Source organism: Mycobacterium sp. IS-2888 (assembly GCF_001954215.1).
Lineage (GTDB): Bacteria > Actinomycetota > Actinomycetes > Mycobacteriales > Mycobacteriaceae > Mycobacterium.
Genome location: NZ_MBET01000011.1, coordinates 1 through 15,790, shown reverse-complemented (window position 1 = coordinate 15,790; position 15,790 = coordinate 1). Strand labels below are relative to the sequence as shown.

Here is a 15,790-nt window from a genome sequence, read left to right as displayed (position 1 = left end):
TGAACCTCCTTGTCGCACAGTCACATCACCGCTCCGCCGTTGACACCCAGCACCTGGCCGGTGATGAAGCCCGCCTCGTCCGAACACAGGAAACCGACCGCCGCGGCGATGTCGGCACCGGTGCCCAGATGCCCCACCGGGATGTTCCGGGCGATCTCCTCGTTGGACTTCACAAGTCCCGCGGCCTGCGCCTGGTGCTGCATTGGTGTCTCGATGCCCGATGGCGGGATGTTGTTGACGGTGATCCCGTGGGCCGCGTACTCGCGGGCCAGCGACTTGGTGAGGGTGATGACCGCGCCCTTGGACGCCGCGTAGTGGGCGGCGAACGGCGATCCGCGCTGGGCGCTGGACGATGAGATCATCACGATCCGGCCCCATTTCGCGGCGACCATGTCCGGGATCGCGACCTGGCAGCAGTGGAAGGTGCCCGTCAGGTTGACGTCGATGATTTTCGACCAGGATTCGGGGGTGATGTCGGTGAACGGCGAATGCCCGAACATTCCCGCGCTGGTCACCAGCACCGAGATCGGACCCAGTTCGCTGCGCACCTTCGCGAACGCCTGCTCAACGGCGGCTCGGTCGGTGACGTCGGCGCCGACGCCGACGGCGGTGATCCCCTCCGCGCGAAGATCTTCGGTGACGCGTTGGGCCGCCTGCTCGTTGACGTCTAGGACCCCGATCTTGCGGCCCCGCCGGCCCAGTTCGTGACAGGTCGCCTCGCCCATGCCCGAGGCGCCGCCGGTCACCACCGCAACCCTGTTCATTCGTACACCACCCGTACGGTGCGACTGGTTGGTAGAGCCTGACAAGTCAGCACCCACCCCTCGTCTAGCTCGTCGTCCTCAAGTGCGTCGTTGTTGATCATCCGGGCGCTGCCCTCGGTCAAGCGGGCCATACATGTTCCGCAGGAACCGATCTCACATGATGACGGTGGGCTCAGACCCGCCATGCGGGCCGTCTGCAGCAAGGTGTCCCCGGGTGAGTAATGCGCCTTGGTGGTGCGCCGATCAAGCTCGATGGTCACCTCTTCGGTGACGACATCGTCAGCAAGTGTCGGAGCGGGATCATTCATCCGGGAAAGAGTATCAACTACTTGCGATTGATCTCAAGTACTAGATATACCGGATCAGTTTTCGATGTGGTCTTTGAAGAGCTCGTGGCCGGTGCCCTTTTCGACCACACGGCTCAGCAGTTCACGCAAAGTCTCTTGTTCCTCGACGTTGAGGACGCCGAACACCTTCTCGTGAGCGGCCATGGCGTCGCTGAGCACGATGGCCACGACGTCACGCCCCGCGTCGGTGAGGTAAGCCTGCAGAATTCGCTTGTGCTCTGGGTCTTGCTTTCGCTCAACCAGGCCGCGGCGTTCGAGCGTGGTGAGCGCCAGCTGAACACCCTGGGGGCTGATCAGCAGACGCCGGGCGAGTTCGGCGCCGGACAGGCCGGGTTCGTTGGAGAGTTGGCGCAGCACGCCGATCTGAGCCGTGCTGACTCCGTGGCTACTGATCGCGTCATTCACGCTGGTGAGCGAGAAGTAAAAGGCTTGCTTGAGCAGCCAAAGGATGTTTTCGGTGAGTTCCATTCTCTTCTCCTCGCCCGGTCAGGCCGACAGCGACTTGTAGATGTGTCCATCCTTCATGACGAACGAGACCTCGAGTGTGGTGGCGATGTCGCGGGAGGGGTCCCCGGGCACGGCGATGATGTCGGCGAGGTAGCCGGGTTTGAGGCGGCCCAACTCGTGATCGGCCTCGACAAGTTCGGCGGCCACCACCGTAGCCGCGCGGATTGCCTGCATGGGCGTCATGCCGCGCGCCACTAGCGCCTCCAGCTCCCTGGCGTTGTCGCCGTGCGGGATAGCCGGTGCGTCGGTGCCACATGCGATACGCACCCCGGCGGCGATCGCCTTGGGCAACATTGACTTTGCGCGAGGGAACACCTCCTCCGCCTTCCTGCGCAGTTCAGGCGCGATCCGGTCGATGGCCATCGCCTCGGTGAGATAGGTGGTGGAAACCAGGAAGGTGCCGTTATCGACCATCATCTGGATTGTCTCGTCGGTGGCCAGAAACCCGTGCTCGATGCAGTCGATCCCGGCGCGAATGCACGCTTGGATCGCGGAGTCGCCGACGGCGTGCGCGGCCACCCGGACGCCGGCGCGGTGGGCCTCGTCGGCGATCGCGGCGAACTCCGCATCGGAATACTGCTGGGCGCCGGGAGCGGTGCTGTGCGACATGACACCGCCCGATGCCGAGACCTTAATGAGCTTGGCGCCGTGGCGAATCTGGTAACGCACGCATGCGATGACGTCGGGTACACCGTTGGCGATGCCCTCCGCGACCGACAGCGGCATGATTCCCGGCGCCAGCCGCTGAAACACTGTGGGGTCCAGGTGGCCCCCGTAGGGGGTGACGGCATGGCCCGCGGGAAAGATACGAGGGCCCGCGTGCCAGCCCTGGTCGATGGCCCGTTGTAGCGCGACGTCGAGCAGGTAGCCCCCGGTCTTGACCATGAGCCCGAGGTTGCGCACGGTGGTGAATCCGGCCTCAAGTGTGGTGCGCGCGTTGACCGCGCCGCGCAGTGTGCGATAGGCCGGGTCGTCCTGAACTCCGTGCATCGGCGCCGGCAGGCCCTCGGGCCCGCCAGGCCCACCGATGAGCAGATTGAGTTCCATGTCCATCAGGCCCGGCAGCAGCGTGACGTCGCCGAGGTCGACGACCGTAGCCGAATCCGGCAGCGGCCCTTCGGGATTGACCGCGGCAATGCGCTGCCCGTCGACCACCACAACGGCCGGTGAGCAAACCTGTCCGGCGTCGACGTCGGCCCAGCGGGCCGCCCGCAGGACGGTCACACCGGTCACGGCACGGGCTCGGATACGCAGTCCAGGGTGGAAGCACCGGAATCGGGTACGCGAGGCTGCTTCCAGCACTCCACCGGAAACGACACCATAATCATCGAATACAGCAGGTGCATCAGATTCAGCACGTCCTCGGGCAGGTCGTCGAGGGGAAACTTGTCGCAGTAGGCGAGGGCCTCCTCGGCTCGCGGGGTGATCGCGTCGTAAAAGGCCTTCATTTCGATCATCGTGCTCGCCAGCCGCTTGGCGTAGCGTTCCGGTTCGGTGGCCAGGCACCACTCGGTGAAGGGCTCGAGGTCGGCGAATTCGGTTGGCAGCAAAGCGCGCATCGTATTCATGCTCCCGCCTTGACCGTGCGGCGGTACTCGTCGATCCAGGCCGCGGTCTCCTTGTGCAAATGGCGCAGCAGGATTTCCTGGTCGTTGAGTAGGAACTTGTCGATTGCGCGCGACTCGATCATGCTCTGGGTCGCCTCCAGAGTGTTGGCGTCCTGCAGCCCGTATTCCTTGAACGTCACCGCTGCGAGTTCCTGAGCCACGCGGTCGCGCGGGGTGCGCGGCTCGGGGAAATACAGTGTGCCCTCGAAGACATGGCTGTTGTAGGAAGTCGGCCAATAGTGGTAGGTCAGATACCAGCCCTGGCCCCAGAACAGCACGACGAAGTTGGGGAACAACTGGAACGAATCCAGGCCCCACGGATCACATTTCGCGGGATTCAGGCCCACGGGCATCTCCCCCAAATCCGGCTTCTCCCAAGGCCCGAACAGTCCGCTCTGGCAGATGTCCTCGATCGGCTTGCGCATCTCCTCAGACATCTCCCAGGCCCGCACCCCCGACGTGCTGACCAACCGGTGGGGGCCGTCCAGGCGATAATGCGGGGCCTCAAAACCAGCCTCGGCGGCCGCCTTCGAATAGGCCGTAGGCGACTGGTTCGCATGCAGCACCGGGGCGTGATAGAACTCCTGGAACGCGTCCATGTACAGCTTCCAGTTCGCTTTCACCCGCGAGCGATAGCACCAGCGCGAGGTCAGCTTGCCGAACGGGTAGCCCTCGAGATCCGTCACCATCGGCCCCAGAAACTCGCGCAGCGACTGGTCGGGTTTCTTGGCGAAGTTGACGAAGATAAATCCTTCCCAGACATCGCAGTGCACCGACACCAGCCCGTAGCGGCTCTTGTCGAGATCGAAAAACTCCTCCTCCTGTTGCACGAAGGTCAGGTTGCCGTCGAGGTCGTAACGCCAGGCGTGGTACTTGCAAGTGAACTGGCGGCACACGCCGCTGGTCTCCTCCAGTGGCATGTCGTTCCACACCAGTTTGTTGCCGCGATGCCGGCAGACGTTGTGATAGGCCTTGACCTCTCCAGATGCGGTGCGCACCAAGATGATCGAGGTGTTGGCCACCTTGAGCTCCTTGGTGAAGTAGCTGCCCTTACGGGGAAGCTGTTCGACCCGGCCCACATTCAGCCAGGCGCGTTTGAAGATCGCCTCGCGCTCCAGTTCGTATATCTCGGGGTTGATGGAGTCCTCGTAGGACACCGGCCCAGTGCCCAACTCCGGGTAATGCTGCGTCCAGCTGCCTTCCGAGGGCTTGGGGAATCGAGCCATAACCGCTCCTGTCCTAAGTCCGTCGGGCCGACGGTATATGCTCGAGACTCGAATCGCAAGTAGTTGATATTGCGCATACAAGGGAGGCGCACAATGCGGTCGCAGGCGGAGGCTTTGGAAGTCATCTCACCGCACACTGAACAACCCATCGCCGAGGTCGCAGCGGCGGGGCCGGACGAAGTCGACGCCGCCGTCGATGCCGCCCGGTCGGCCTTTGACTCTGGTCCCTGGGGCCGCTCCGAGCCTGCGGAGCGCGTCGCCGCGATCCGCAGGCTCGGCGACGTCTACGACCAGCGCCGCACCGAAATGGCCAACACCATCACCGCGGAGATTGGCGCCCCCATCACCTTTGCGAAGCGCGCCCAAGTCGGCCTGCCCGCAATGATGATGCGCGCGTTCTGCGACCTCGCCGATCGATACCGCTGGCAGGAGGCCCGGCCCGGCTTCTTCGGCGCCGATGTGCAGGTCCGCAAGGAGCCCGTTGGCGTCGTCGCCGCGATTGTCCCTTGGAACATGCCCCAATTCCTCATCGTCGCCAAACTGGTGCCGGCACTCCTCGCCGGCTGCACCGTCGTGCTCAAGCCCGCCCCCGAATCTCCCTTGGATGCACTGCTTTTGGCTGAGATGATCGACCAAATCGACCTGCCGCAGGGCGTCGTCACCGTGCTGCCGGGTGGCGCCGCGGTCGGTGAAGCCCTCGTCTCCCACGCAAAAGTCGACAAGGTCTCGTTCACCGGCTCTACGTCGGCGGGCCGGGCGGTCGCCGCGGCTTGTGCGGCCAACCTGACCAAGGTAAGCCTCGAACTCGGCGGCAAGTCGGCCGCGATCGTCCTCAATGACGCCGCACCCGAGAAGGTCGCCGCCGGAGTGCGATCGGCCAGCCTGTCCAACAGCGGCCAGATCTGCAACGCGTTGACCCGCGTTCTGGTACCCGCCCCACGACATGATGAGTATGTCGATGCGCTTGCATCCGAAATGGCCGGCTTGCGGGTCGGCGATCCGAGCGATCCCGACACCCAGCTCGGCCCGCTGGTTTCGCACCGCCAGCAGCAGCGTGTCCGCGACTACATCAAGATAGGTCAACGCGAAGGCGCGCGACTCGTAATCGGCGGCACCGACATGCCCGACGGCCTCGAGCGCGGCTGGTACGTCCAACCCACCCTCTTCGCCGACGCAGAGAACACTATGCGCATTGCGCAAGAGGAGATCTTCGGGCCGGTGATCACCGTCATCCCATATCGCGACGAGGACGATGCGGTGGCCATTGCCAACGACTCCGACTACGGCCTTGCCGGTTCGGTGTGGACTGCTGACACCGATCGAGCCCTGGGCATCGCCACGCGCATCCGCACCGGCACCTTCGGAATCAATGCGGGCTACACCATGGATCCCTTTGCGCCATTCGGCGGCGTCAAAGCCAGCGGTTACGGTCGCGAACTGGGTCCGGAAGGCCTTGACGCCTATCTCGATGCCAAATCCATCGCGGTCTCACCTGGAGCGTGACAGCACCGATTGACAGGTTTCACGGAGCGCGGGTTGAGCGTCCTGGCAGCAGTCGGACCAACCAGCCTTAGAACCAGACCTTTCGGCCGGCCACCGGGCGCCCAACCGCGCCGAGGATCCACAAGATCACACCGATGACCACCAGGATTGCGCCGATCGTGTACAGGATTGACAGGCTCGTGAAGTAACCGATGATCAAGAGAATGATGCCCAAGATGATCACAGCACACTCCTCTCCATTACGCGCACGTTGAATTAGCCCGAAATGCCCGAGTACCCGCCCCGGAGGGCTTCAATCGCGAGGAAGACTCAGCCGAGCGCGGGCAGGACCACGTCGGTGAGGAGCTGGACCGACTTCCATGCTTCGTCGACAGGCATGCCGCCGACCAGCGGATGCATCACCAACGGCCCGTAATGCTCGGTCTCGCGGACTTCGGCGATGAGCTGCTCGGGAGTCAGGAATCGGTATCGTCCCGATGCCTTCACCTCGTCCAGCGTCCGGACTCCCGGCAGGTGCATGAGTGAACGATGGTCGGTTGCCCATTCGCCGTAAGTGACTGCCTCCCAGAGGATGTGCTCACCGAGTTCCGCCCACGCCCGGTCCGGATCCTCGTGCAGGTAGATCATGCCGCGATTGATCGGCCCGGGCATGATGACGAATGGCGTAAGGCCGACCTCGGAACACAGCTCGCGGTAGTAGGCGGCGATGTCGGGCAGGTGGTCGGCCAGACTGAGCGGCAGCCGGAAACGCGCGGCCCGCCGCGCGGTGGCACGCGCGCCCCCACCGACATACAGCGGTGGGTGCGGCCGGGTCCACGTGCCAATATCAGCCCATACCGACAGCATTCGCTCGATCAGGCCGTCCATCAGCTCGCCCCGCCGACCGAAATCCACCGCCAGCGCGTCGTATTCGACGGTCCGGTAGCCCAATCCCACCGTGGTGTGCAGCCGTCCTCGGCTCATGTTGTCGACCAGCGCGATGTCCTCGGCCAGCCGGACCGGGTTCCACAGCGGGCCGAGCGCGCAGTCAACGCTGGCGATCAGGGTCGTCGTTCGCGCCAAGAACATCGCCGCCGCCATGATCGGATTGCAGCTCCACCCGTGGCCGGTCGCGTGGTGCTCGTCGACGCTGACCGTGGTGATGCCGTGGGATTCGCCCCACTGCGCCAGTTCGAGCGCGGCGGACAAGATCTTGCTCTGCGTCTTCGGTTCGCCCTGCGGCGCGGCGAAGTTGAAGCGCAGCACGGTCAGCACCATGTTTCGACCCTCAGCCCTGGACCGGCGCCACCGCCGACTGCAGGAACGCGGCGAAGTCGGGAAAGAGTGCGCGGTCGACGATTTCGATGCGGGTACCGAAGGCGTCGACGTAGTACGCGAACAGCGCCAGGCTCGGGGGTGAGACGTCGGCGGTGGCTTCGAAGGTGAAGCCGTTGGCCTCCAGCATCTCGGCGCTGCCGGCGAGGTCGTCGGTGAAGTAGCCGAGGTGATGAGCGGAGTTGCCGGGCGCCGCCTTCCACGGGCTATTGGGGACCTCTTGGATGAGTTCGAGGTGCGGGCTCTGCAGGGAGTAGACGAATGTCGAGGTGAGTTCCCGTGTTTCGGTCGCGGTGCGGAAGGGCAGCGTGTAGGTGAGCGGCGTGATCCATCGGTAGCCGGCCAGCGCGCTGAGCCGGGCCATCGCGGCTTCGAGGTCGGGCACGACGATGCCGGTGTGGTAGAAGTCCTCGGGTCGAAGCGCGAGTGCCATGGTCTTGTCCTTAATCTCAGACGCAGTCCGACGCGCCGTCGACGACGAAGACTGCGCCGCTGGTGTAGCTGCTCTGCTCGGTGCACAGAAATGCGATCGTGGGAGCGATCTCCGTGACGGACCCGAAGCGGCGCAACGGGATATGAGCCAGCTCGGAATCCACGATGTCCGCCGCGGCGTGCATGGGCGCGGTCATCGGCGTGTCGATGGTTCCCGGTGCCACGGCATTCACCCGGATTCCCTTGGTGGCCCACTTGACCGCGAGGTTCCTGGTGATATCGACGATCCCGGCCTTCGCGGCGCCGTAGCCGGGCACCAAGGGAACCGCCCGCAGCGCAGACATCGATGCCAGATTGACCACGCTGGCGCCTCCCGCCGCCGTCGATGCCCTCAAGGCACGGTACAGCCCCACCGTAAGCCGGTACGGCCCAACGAGGTTGAGGCTCACCGACGCCTCGAAACCCTCCGGCTTCGATTCGTCCAGGCCGCCTGGGAAATTCGCGCCGGCGTTGTTGACCAGAACGTCGAGCCTGCTGAAGCTGCCGGCCAGCGCGTCCACGGAATCATGGTCGGTGATCTGTAGCGGGCGGTAGGCCATGCCGGCCAGGTCGGCGTCATAGTCCGCCGCCGCCGCTTTGGTGCCGGTGATGGTGACCTCGGCTCCGGCATCCCGGAACAGCACCGCGGTGGCGTGCCCGATCCCGCTGGTGCCGCCGGTGATCAACGCGGTCGTGCCGGTGAAGTCGAAGCCCACACGGGCCGTCATGAGTTCCTCGCTATTTGTTCGGAGAGCCAGGCTCGTTCCCAGAAATTGGTGCTGTCCGCGAGCAGGAGTTCGTGTGCCTCCCGCAGTACCGCCCGGGCCGCGGGATCATTCGACGAGACGAGCTCGGCGAGATGGATGGCGTGCAGGGGGCGGCTCGCGGCAAGATGCTCCCGGGCGTGATCCACGAGGGCCTTGGCGCCGGCCAGTTCGACCACGTCGGCGGCCACGGCATCGAAGCCGACCGGGTAGAGCTCGGTGGTCGAGCGGTGATGGAACCAGCCCGAGTAGTTCTCCCAGATCGCCCGGACATCCCAGGCGACCTTGCCATAGCCTTGTCCCACTTCGTATTCCGCGGGCAGCATGATCTCGCGCATCAGGGTCTGGACGTCCTTGCCGGCGTTCATCCCGGCCACAGTCGCGTCGTGCACGTACCGGATGGCGTCGCGCAGCCGGGTGAGCTCGGCTTCGATCAGATCGGCGCCCGCGATCGGTGCGAAGTGACCGGTAACCAGCAGCTCGGGCCGCAGGTCGCGCACTCGCTCGACCGATGCGATGGCGGTCAGGGCGTCGCGGTAGCGGTCGCCTCGCATGGTGACCAGGTTGGGGATGTGCCCGAAGACCGGACCGAAGGTGTTTCCGCACAAGCAAATTCGCTCGTCGGGCAACCACACCACCAGCGAGTCGGTGGTCTCGCCGCCGGGCACCGAGATGAGCTCCAGCCGCCGCCCGCCCACCTCGAGGGTGAGGGTGTCATCGAAGTCGAGGTCGACGGTGGGAACACTCTGGCCGGGCAGGTGCTTGGTTCCGAGGCGCCGTTGTATCGCCCGGATGCCGGACGCCAGCGTGTCTTTGAAGGCGAACGCGCTGCGGCTGGCGCGGTAGGGGATCAGCCGTTCGTTGTCGTCCCGCCAGGCGGTCCAATTGGCTTGGGCGACAACCGTTGTGTCCTCGTCACGGACGCTGTCCAGGCCGCCAACGTGGTCCACATGGCCCTGGGTGAAGATGATGTAGCGCACCGGCGAGGAGTCCACGGCGTCGAAGTTCGCGCGGTGCACCGGCCCCTCGAAGCCCATCCCGGTGTTGACGATCACCCGGCCGTCGGCCGTGGTCAGCAAGTACGCATTGGACAGACCCGGCGAGCACCAGAGCCCCGGGGCGAGCTGCTCGGCTTGTTCGGCTGACGCCGGGCGCATGGCCTCGGCACCGGGCCTGTTGCGATAGACCGGTCCGGGCATCGCTGTTGGCTCCTTCATTCGGGGCGGACGTCGAATCTATCGAAATAGAAGTTGAACCGCCCACGGAGTTCGTCGGCCGAGATTCCGAAGTGGCGTTGCAGGTCGTAGCGGATGCGGCCGTGCTTTCCGCGCGGATTGGCGTCCAGGTAGCGCTGGAATCGTTCGCGCACCTTCGGGGTCAATTCCACGTTGCCGCGGCGGTAAAGCTCGTCGAGCAGCGGCATTTCGTTGCCGTTGAGATGGTGGAAGCTGATGTCGAGGCTGCGATCGGCGGGCACCAGGTCGCGGTCGCGCACGCACGCGCTGAGCAGCCGGTGCACGCGGTCGCTCCAGTAGTCCAGTAGCCAGCCCGGGTCGATGCTGTTCCGGCGCAATCGGTCGGAGTAGGCCATCATCGTGATCGCCGATTGGATCACCGCGACGGGATCGCGGTGCGTGAACGCCACCGTCGCGTCGGGAAATGTCGCCATCAGCGGACCGAGCTGCTCGCAGTGCTGCGGGCTTTTGAGGATCCATGTCCGGGGGCCGCGCAGGAAGGTCAACGACTGCAACACTTTCTTCATGTAGGCGTAGTGCCGCGTCTGGTCGAGCGCCAGGTAGTAGTCGCGCCAATCGGGAACGCGCGCATGCCATTCCAGTACATACGCGGCCAGATCGAGGTCGAGGAGCTCGACCTCCTCCTCGATCGCCTCGGGAAACCGGTCGTGCATGGCGGCCACCACCGGGGCGCTGGCCATGAGTGCGTCGTGTTCGGACTTGGCCCGCGCGTAGCGCGGGTCGACCCCGAAAATGTCGGGTCCTTCGCCGCGCGCGGGTATCGGCTCCTGGCTTTCCCAATACGGCAGCGCGCGTCGGCGCGGGTCGGCCGCAACGAGATTGACCAGATGCGTGGTGCCCGATCGCGGCATCCCGACGACGATGAACGGTTTCTCGATCGGGATCGTCTCGATCTCGGGATAACGCTTGAGGAGTTCGGTCAACGACAGCCGGTTGCGCAGCAGGCGAACGACCCGTTGGCGCAGTGAGGAACGCGTCAGCTCGCGCAGGCCCTCGTCGGCTTCGATCGCGGCCACGTGTGCGCGCAGGCGGTCACCGAAGCCGTCCGTGTCGTCCAGGTCGCCGACACCGGCCCGCTCGACGGCCTCGGCCCGCATCCGCTCGATGTCGAAGTCGACGCGCTTGGCCTCGGTGAATTCCAGAATCTGGCGCTGCACATCGGTGAGCCTGGGCGCCGTCAGGTCGTCGAAGTCGATATCCGCGATGTCGGGGCCCGCAAAGCCCATGCGAGCGCCTCCTAGCGGGCTCTACAAGTTAGCCAGGTCGTCGGGAACGTCGACTTTGTGTTCCTTCAGCGCCTCGAGAGGCACGACCTCCAGTGTGCGCTCGTGAGTCGACGCCAAGACCACGGGGGCGGCGCAACCGTCTTGATGGGCCCGAAGCCAGTTCAGGGCAGTGACGCACCAGCGATCGCCGGGCAGCAGGCCGGGGAACCGGTACTCGGGCACCGGCGTCAACAAGTCATTGCCGATGGAACGCTGATGCTCCAGGAATTCGGCAGTCATCACGGCACAGATAGTGTGCCGGCCCCGGTCTTCGGGCCCGGACGAGCAGCAACCGTCGCGATAGAAACCAGTCAGTGGGTCGGTACCGCACGGTTCCAGCGGCCCGCCCAGCACATTGCGATCAGGCACTTGCTCAGTATCGCGCTCCCGGGCGCGAAGTTTGCGGGAAATGCGCCATCCACGCCGCGAAAAACTGCCCGCCGGATCGCGCCGATCAGGCTTGCGGCAGTTGCCGCCGCGACCGCTGAGCCCGGCTGCGCACACTGTGGCCAGCTTCGGCCGTTTGCCGGAGCTGACGACGGCCTGCGTGGGCTATGTTCTTGGGATGGCGAGCCCGAACCCACCCGGAAACCCCTCCGACGAGCCACCCCAGGGGTGGCAGCCGCAGGGCTATGGTCCGCAGCAGAATCCCCAAATCCCTCCGCCGCCCGGATATCCGGGCCAACCGGGGTACCAACCGGGCTATCCGCAGCCGCAGCCGTACCCGCCCCCCTACCCCGGCTACGCGGGGAACGTCGATCCCCAGGCGCCGTTTGGTCGTGACCCCGCCACCGGGGTCCCGCTGTCGGACAAGTCCGCCACCACGGCCGGTCTCCTGCAGTTGTTCCTGGGGGTGTTCGGGGTCGGCCGGTTCTATATCGACTCGACTCAGATCGCGATCGCTCAGTTGTGTTTGGGCATCTTCGGATTCGTCTTCACGCTGTTCTGCCTTTTCGGCTTCCCGGTCCTACTCGCTTCGGGCATCTGGGCCCTCGTCGACGCGATCATGATGTTCACCGGAAGCGTCAGAGACAACTACGGCCGCAAGCTCCGCTAGAGGATGTCATCGACTGGACAAGCCCGCTCAACACCGCTTGATGACAATGAAATAACGATTTTCAGCAAAACGTATCGCGACGCGCTAAGTAAATACCGGGGACGGGGCCCCGACCCACTTATCGTCAATTCGTGTATCGCCGTACGGTGTTGAAGCTTCCGCTGATGTTGGCAGCAGGCAGTGCACTGGCCCACGCACCCCGCGTTTCCGCGGAACCAGCGCCCCGCTCTTCCGGGGAGATAACCCGGTGGTCGGCCGAACGCGCCAATCGCTGGTACCAGGCCCAAGGTTGGCTTGTCGGAGCGAATTTCATCACCTCGAACGCCATCAACCAGCTCGAGATGTTTCAACCCGGCACCTACGATCCCCGGCGCATCGACACCGAACTCGGCTGGGCCCGCGCGGCCGGACTCAACAGTGTGCGGGTCTTCCTCCACGATCAGCTCTGGGCGCAGGACGCCCGCGGCTTCCTGATGCGTCTGGCGCAGTTCGTCAATATCGCGGCGCGCCACCGCATTAAGCCGTTATTCGTCTTCTTCGACTCGTGCTGGGATCCGTTGCCCCGAGTTGGTCCGCAACACGCGCCGCGGCCCGGTGTGCACAACTCCGGATGGGTGCAGAGTCCGGGAGCCGAGCGCCTCGGCGATCCCGGGTACGCCCGGGTCCTGCGTGACTACGTCACCGGGGTGCTGACCCAATTCCGCACCGACGACCGGGTTTTGGGCTGGGACCTGTGGAACGAGCCCGACAATCCGGCGAAGGTGTACAGCAAGGTCGAGCGCCCGGACAAGCTGGACCGCGTGGCAGAGCTGCTCCCCCAGGTGTTCCTGTGGGCACGTGCGGTCGATCCGAGCCAACCGCTGACGAGCGGTGTGTGGCGCGGTGACTGGGGCGAGCCGGCGGGGCGCAGCGCGATCAGCGCCACGCAACTGGACAACGCCGACGTGATCACGTTCCACTCGTATGCCGAGCCCGCGGGCTTCGAGTCCCGGATCAACGAGCTTGCACCCCTGGGGCGGCCGATCATTTGCACCGAGTACATGGCACGGCCCCAGGGCAGCACCATTGAGTCGATATTGCCCGTGGCGAAACGCCACAACGTCGGCGCGTTCAACTGGGGCCTGGTCGCCGGAAAGACCCAGACCTACTTTCCGTGGGACTCGTGGGATCACCCGTACACGGCACCGCCGAAGGTGTGGTTCCACGACTTGGTGCTGCCCGATGGACGGCCGTACCGGGACAGCGAGATTCAGGCAGTTCGCGGGCTGACCGGCGCCCAGGGCTAGTGCTGCCGAACGGGTTTCGAAGCCGGCGTCGATGACGACGGGGCGCTTCCGTACAGCCCCAACCCCCGGGCGGCCGCTGTGGCCACTTCGCCGCGCAGATCCGAGATCGGTGGGCTACCGCGCACATGGATCGAGTTCGAGAGCAGGATGACGTAGGTATCCGATTCCGGATCCAGCCACAGCGTGGTTCCGGTGAACCCCGTATTGCCAAAGCTGCCAACGGGAAAGATCGAGCCGCGCGGTCTGGAAAAGGGAGTGTCGATGTCCCAGCCGAAGCCGAATAGGTTCTGTCCGTTGATCGCGGGATAGCTCGGAGCGATGGCCCTGCGGGCCGCATCGTTCGCCACTTGAAGTTGTCGGGCGCTATGCCCGGGCTGCTGTGGCGTCGTCATCATCTCGAGCGTCGCTTGCTGCAGCGGAAAGCTGCTGGGGCGGCCCGCAAGTCGATCAAGCAGGGCCTGCGCGTAGATCGCGACGTCGTGCGCCGTCGCGAAGACGCCGGCGTTCCCGGCCACTCCGCCCATGCGCCGCGCCGTCGGGTCGTGCACGGTGCCGCGAAGCAGGTGACCGTAATCGGGATTCTTGCTCGGATCGGCCCTGTTTTCCTCGTCGAGCGCCGTCGGTGCGATGCGCGGCAAGAGACTGGCCGGCGGAAGGTAGCGGGTGTCCTCCATGCCCAGCGCCGCGAATACGTTTTGCTCTACGTAGACGTCTTCCGCCTGGCCTGAGACCTTTTCGAGCAGAGCGCCGAGCAGGAGGAAGTTGATGTCGGAGTAGCGGAACACGTCACCGGGACCCGACTGGAGCGGCGTGGTGAGCGCACGACGAATGCCCTCCGTCTTGTCGGGGCGGTCCAGTCCCCACGGATCGCCTAGGTTTACATCTATCGGTTCGCCCGACGTGTTCGTCAGCAACATGCGAAGCGTCACCTTGGCACGCTGTGGGTCGTTGGCCGCGTTGAATTCGGGCAAATAGTTCTGGACCGGATCGTCGAACCCGACCTTGCCTTGTTCGTAGAGCTGCATGACGGCGACGGCCGTCGCGAGGCACTTTGTCAACGACGCCAAGTCGAAGATCGTGTCCTCGGTCATCGGCTCTGCGGGTGCGGGCGATCCGTCGAGTCCGTGTTCTCCCGCAAGCTTGCGCGAGCCAAAAGCCTGATGGAAGACGACCCGTCCGCCGTGCCCGATAATCACCACGGCGCCCGGCAGCCTGTTCGCGGCAACCGCATCGTTCATCAGCTTGGTGACGGCTGCGAAGTCCCCCGCGGGCGTCGCATCCGGCGGCGGCACGGCTTGCGGTGGCTCCGTCGCCTGCGTCGGTTGCGGCGGCTGCGTCGCCTGCGTTGGCTGCGTCGCCCGCGTTGGCTGTGTGGCCTGCGCGTCCTCGCCTACCGCTAGGCGCGCCATGTAGCCGCGCGAGGAGGGCACAGCCAGTATCAAGATGAGAATTCCGGCAACAATGGCCGTTCGCACCGATGCCTTGCCGGGCATATGGCCAAGCGTAGGTCGTCGGCTTGGAAGTCGGGAGAGCGAACAACGATGCGGCAGACTTGCAAGCGTGAGGACTCATCCCAGTTGACGTCTCACAGGCGGCGGATTGCCGTGCTGGTGAGCGCGATGGCGGCCGGTGTCATGCCGTTGCCGTGCGGCGCGGCCCCGCCGGCACACGCCGATGCGACGGTCCAGCCGGTGACTGCCGCGGAACTCGGTGCGAGCTGGCGGCCGGGTTGTCCGGTCGAACCCGCGCGGCTGCGGCGGGTCGGCGTCGCCCATATCGGTTTCGACGGCCAGACCCACCGCGGCGAGCTGATCGTGCACGAAGACCTGGTGCCACAGGTCATCGCGATCTTCGAGCAGCTTTACCGCCTGCGCCTTCCCATAGAGAAAATCCGCACCGTCGACCACTATCCGGGCGCCGACGACGAGCTATCCATGGAGGACGACAACACTTCGGCATTCAACTGCCGAGGCATCCCGGGATCCAGCGAATGGTCTCAACACGCCTACGGCCGGGCCATCGACGTCAATCCGCTTCTCAATCCGTGCGTCTACGCGAGCGGCGCATTCGAACCGCGGAATGCGGCGCCGTATCTGGATCGCGGCCGCACCGACCCGGGGCTCTTACACGACGGCGACTCGGCCGTACGCGTCTTCACGGACCGTGGCTGGAGCTGGGGCGGCCATTGGTCGAGTCCCCTCGACTACCAGCACTTCGAGCTGCCTTCAGGATGAATTACGCCGGCTCAGATACCGGCGCAGATAGATACAAACGGTATGGGCGCGCAGATGCCGATCGAGACGTATGGTCGCGGGCCGTAATAGGCGGGCGGGGGGGGGGGGGGCGGCGGCGCGGGAGGTGGGGGTGGTGAAACTGCATGCGGGGGTCGAAGAGCTGGCGGGGGGCGTGCGTGTGCGAGCACG

At 65.2% G+C, this 15,790-nt stretch carries 17 protein-coding genes and 1 pseudogene; 4 read left to right on the top strand and 14 right to left on the bottom strand.

Annotation, left to right across the window (positions count from 1 at the left end; all coding sequences use genetic code 11):
- Nucleotides 1-20 precede the first annotated feature (20 nt).
- From A5745_RS01775 to A5745_RS01750, 6 genes and pseudogenes are all read right to left on the bottom strand, one after another.
- Entirely contained in the window at nt 21-764 is a 744-nt protein-coding gene (locus tag A5745_RS01775) for an SDR family NAD(P)-dependent oxidoreductase (RefSeq protein WP_076114886.1), read from the bottom strand.
- Nucleotides 761-1,027: pseudogene (locus A5745_RS01770) on the bottom strand (2Fe-2S iron-sulfur cluster-binding protein); the annotation flags it as partial. The gene A5745_RS01775 and the pseudogene A5745_RS01770, both read right to left, overlap by 4 nt.
- A gap of 99 nt (nt 1,028-1,126) precedes the next feature.
- A complete protein-coding gene (locus tag A5745_RS01765) occupies nt 1,127-1,579 on the bottom strand; it encodes a MarR family winged helix-turn-helix transcriptional regulator (RefSeq protein ID WP_076059395.1) in 453 nt (150 codons plus the stop codon).
- Nucleotides 1,580-1,597: 18 nt separating this feature from the next.
- Nucleotides 1,598-2,851 carry an amidohydrolase family protein gene (locus A5745_RS01760; protein WP_076114885.1) on the bottom strand — a complete coding sequence of 418 codons (1,254 nt, stop codon included), beginning with the start codon at nt 2,849-2,851 and terminating at the stop codon, nt 1,598-1,600.
- Nucleotides 2,848-3,186, bottom strand: a complete 339-nt coding sequence (locus A5745_RS01755) for a hypothetical protein (RefSeq protein WP_139329395.1) — start codon at nt 3,184-3,186, stop codon at nt 2,848-2,850. Before A5745_RS01755 ends, A5745_RS01760 begins: the two co-directional genes overlap by 4 nt.
- On the bottom strand, nt 3,183-4,451 hold the full coding sequence (locus A5745_RS01750; RefSeq protein WP_076114884.1) for an aromatic ring-hydroxylating dioxygenase subunit alpha: 1,269 nt from the start codon (nt 4,449-4,451) through the stop codon (nt 3,183-3,185). Before A5745_RS01750 ends, A5745_RS01755 begins: the two co-directional genes overlap by 4 nt.
- A 93-nt stretch (nt 4,452-4,544) precedes the next feature.
- Here A5745_RS01750 and A5745_RS01745 point away from each other — a divergent pair, with 93 nt between their 5' ends.
- Nucleotides 4,545-5,954 (top strand): aldehyde dehydrogenase, encoded by a 1,410-nt coding sequence (locus A5745_RS01745; protein WP_076114883.1) that lies wholly within the window; start codon nt 4,545-4,547, stop codon nt 5,952-5,954.
- Nucleotides 5,955-6,021: 67 nt separating this feature from the next.
- On the opposite strand, the gene A5745_RS24165 is transcribed toward A5745_RS01745, so the two are convergent.
- From A5745_RS24165 to A5745_RS01715, 7 genes are all read right to left on the bottom strand, one after another.
- A complete protein-coding gene (locus A5745_RS24165) occupies nt 6,022-6,177 on the bottom strand; it encodes a hypothetical protein (RefSeq protein ID WP_139329394.1) in 156 nt (51 codons plus the stop codon).
- 86 nt (nt 6,178-6,263) lie between these two features.
- Entirely contained in the window at nt 6,264-7,211 is a 948-nt protein-coding gene (locus A5745_RS01740; protein WP_076114882.1) for an LLM class flavin-dependent oxidoreductase, read from the bottom strand.
- A gap of 10 nt (nt 7,212-7,221) precedes the next feature.
- Nucleotides 7,222-7,701 (bottom strand): VOC family protein, encoded by a 480-nt coding sequence (locus A5745_RS01735; RefSeq protein WP_076114881.1) that lies wholly within the window; start codon nt 7,699-7,701, stop codon nt 7,222-7,224.
- 16 nt (nt 7,702-7,717) lie between these two features.
- Nucleotides 7,718-8,467, bottom strand: a complete 750-nt coding sequence (locus tag A5745_RS01730) for an SDR family NAD(P)-dependent oxidoreductase (RefSeq protein WP_076059385.1) — start codon at nt 8,465-8,467, stop codon at nt 7,718-7,720.
- Complete coding sequence (locus A5745_RS01725) at nt 8,464-9,702, bottom strand: MBL fold metallo-hydrolase (protein ID WP_076114880.1); 1,239 nt, start codon at nt 9,700-9,702, stop codon at nt 8,464-8,466. The genes A5745_RS01730 and A5745_RS01725 overlap by 4 nt, the downstream gene beginning before the upstream one ends.
- A 14-nt stretch (nt 9,703-9,716) precedes the next feature.
- Nucleotides 9,717-10,985: a sulfotransferase gene (locus A5745_RS01720; protein ID WP_076114879.1), complete on the bottom strand. Its 1,269-nt coding sequence runs from the start codon at nt 10,983-10,985 to the stop codon at nt 9,717-9,719.
- 21 nt (nt 10,986-11,006) lie between these two features.
- Nucleotides 11,007-11,393: a DUF2237 family protein gene (locus A5745_RS01715; RefSeq protein ID WP_076059379.1), complete on the bottom strand. Its 387-nt coding sequence runs from the start codon at nt 11,391-11,393 to the stop codon at nt 11,007-11,009.
- A 196-nt stretch (nt 11,394-11,589) separates the two neighbouring features.
- Here A5745_RS01715 and A5745_RS01710 point away from each other — a divergent pair, with 196 nt between their 5' ends.
- Nucleotides 11,590-12,081, top strand: a complete 492-nt coding sequence (locus A5745_RS01710) for a TM2 domain-containing protein (RefSeq protein WP_076114917.1) — start codon at nt 11,590-11,592, stop codon at nt 12,079-12,081.
- Nucleotides 12,082-12,212: 131 nt separating this feature from the next.
- Nucleotides 12,213-13,367, top strand: a complete 1,155-nt coding sequence (locus A5745_RS01705) for a 1,4-beta-xylanase (RefSeq protein WP_076059377.1) — start codon at nt 12,213-12,215, stop codon at nt 13,365-13,367.
- On the opposite strand, the gene A5745_RS01700 is transcribed toward A5745_RS01705, so the two are convergent.
- Nucleotides 13,364-14,860: a serine hydrolase gene (locus tag A5745_RS01700; protein ID WP_076114878.1), complete on the bottom strand. Its 1,497-nt coding sequence runs from the start codon at nt 14,858-14,860 to the stop codon at nt 13,364-13,366. The two genes, A5745_RS01705 and A5745_RS01700, sit on opposite strands and share 4 nt — an antisense overlap.
- Before the next feature lie 126 nt (nt 14,861-14,986).
- Between A5745_RS01700 and A5745_RS01695 the strand changes: the two genes are divergently transcribed.
- Nucleotides 14,987-15,601: a M15 family metallopeptidase gene (locus A5745_RS01695; protein ID WP_139329400.1), complete on the top strand. Its 615-nt coding sequence runs from the start codon at nt 14,987-14,989 to the stop codon at nt 15,599-15,601.
- Nucleotides 15,602-15,790 lie beyond the last annotated feature (189 nt).

What these genes read in the sequence shown, in the direction of transcription:
- A5745_RS01775 (WP_076114886.1), bottom strand. Translation starts at nt 764, where the DNA reads ATGAACAGGGTTGCGGTGGTGACCGGCGGCGCCTCGGGCATGGGCGAG.
- A5745_RS01765 (WP_076059395.1), bottom strand. Translation starts at nt 1,579, where the DNA reads ATGGAACTCACCGAAAACATCCTTTGGCTGCTCAAGCAAGCCTTTTAC.
- A5745_RS01755 (WP_139329395.1), bottom strand. Translation starts at nt 3,186, where the DNA reads ATGAATACGATGCGCGCTTTGCTGCCAACCGAATTCGCCGACCTCGAG.
- A5745_RS01750 (WP_076114884.1), bottom strand. Translation starts at nt 4,451, where the DNA reads ATGGCTCGATTCCCCAAGCCCTCGGAAGGCAGCTGGACGCAGCATTAC.
- A5745_RS01745 (WP_076114883.1), top strand. Translation starts at nt 4,545, where the DNA reads ATGCGGTCGCAGGCGGAGGCTTTGGAAGTCATCTCACCGCACACTGAA.
- A5745_RS01740 (WP_076114882.1), bottom strand. Translation starts at nt 7,211, where the DNA reads ATGGTGCTGACCGTGCTGCGCTTCAACTTCGCCGCGCCGCAGGGCGAA.
- A5745_RS01735 (WP_076114881.1), bottom strand. Translation starts at nt 7,701, where the DNA reads ATGGCACTCGCGCTTCGACCCGAGGACTTCTACCACACCGGCATCGTC.
- A5745_RS01730 (WP_076059385.1), bottom strand. Translation starts at nt 8,467, where the DNA reads ATGACGGCCCGTGTGGGCTTCGACTTCACCGGCACGACCGCGTTGATC.
- A5745_RS01725 (WP_076114880.1), bottom strand. Translation starts at nt 9,702, where the DNA reads ATGCCCGGACCGGTCTATCGCAACAGGCCCGGTGCCGAGGCCATGCGC.
- A5745_RS01720 (WP_076114879.1), bottom strand. Translation starts at nt 10,985, where the DNA reads ATGGGCTTTGCGGGCCCCGACATCGCGGATATCGACTTCGACGACCTG.
- A5745_RS01710 (WP_076114917.1), top strand. Translation starts at nt 11,590, where the DNA reads ATGGCGAGCCCGAACCCACCCGGAAACCCCTCCGACGAGCCACCCCAG.
- A5745_RS01700 (WP_076114878.1), bottom strand. Translation starts at nt 14,860, where the DNA reads ATGCCCGGCAAGGCATCGGTGCGAACGGCCATTGTTGCCGGAATTCTC.
- A5745_RS01695 (WP_139329400.1), top strand. Translation starts at nt 14,987, where the DNA reads ATGGCGGCCGGTGTCATGCCGTTGCCGTGCGGCGCGGCCCCGCCGGCA.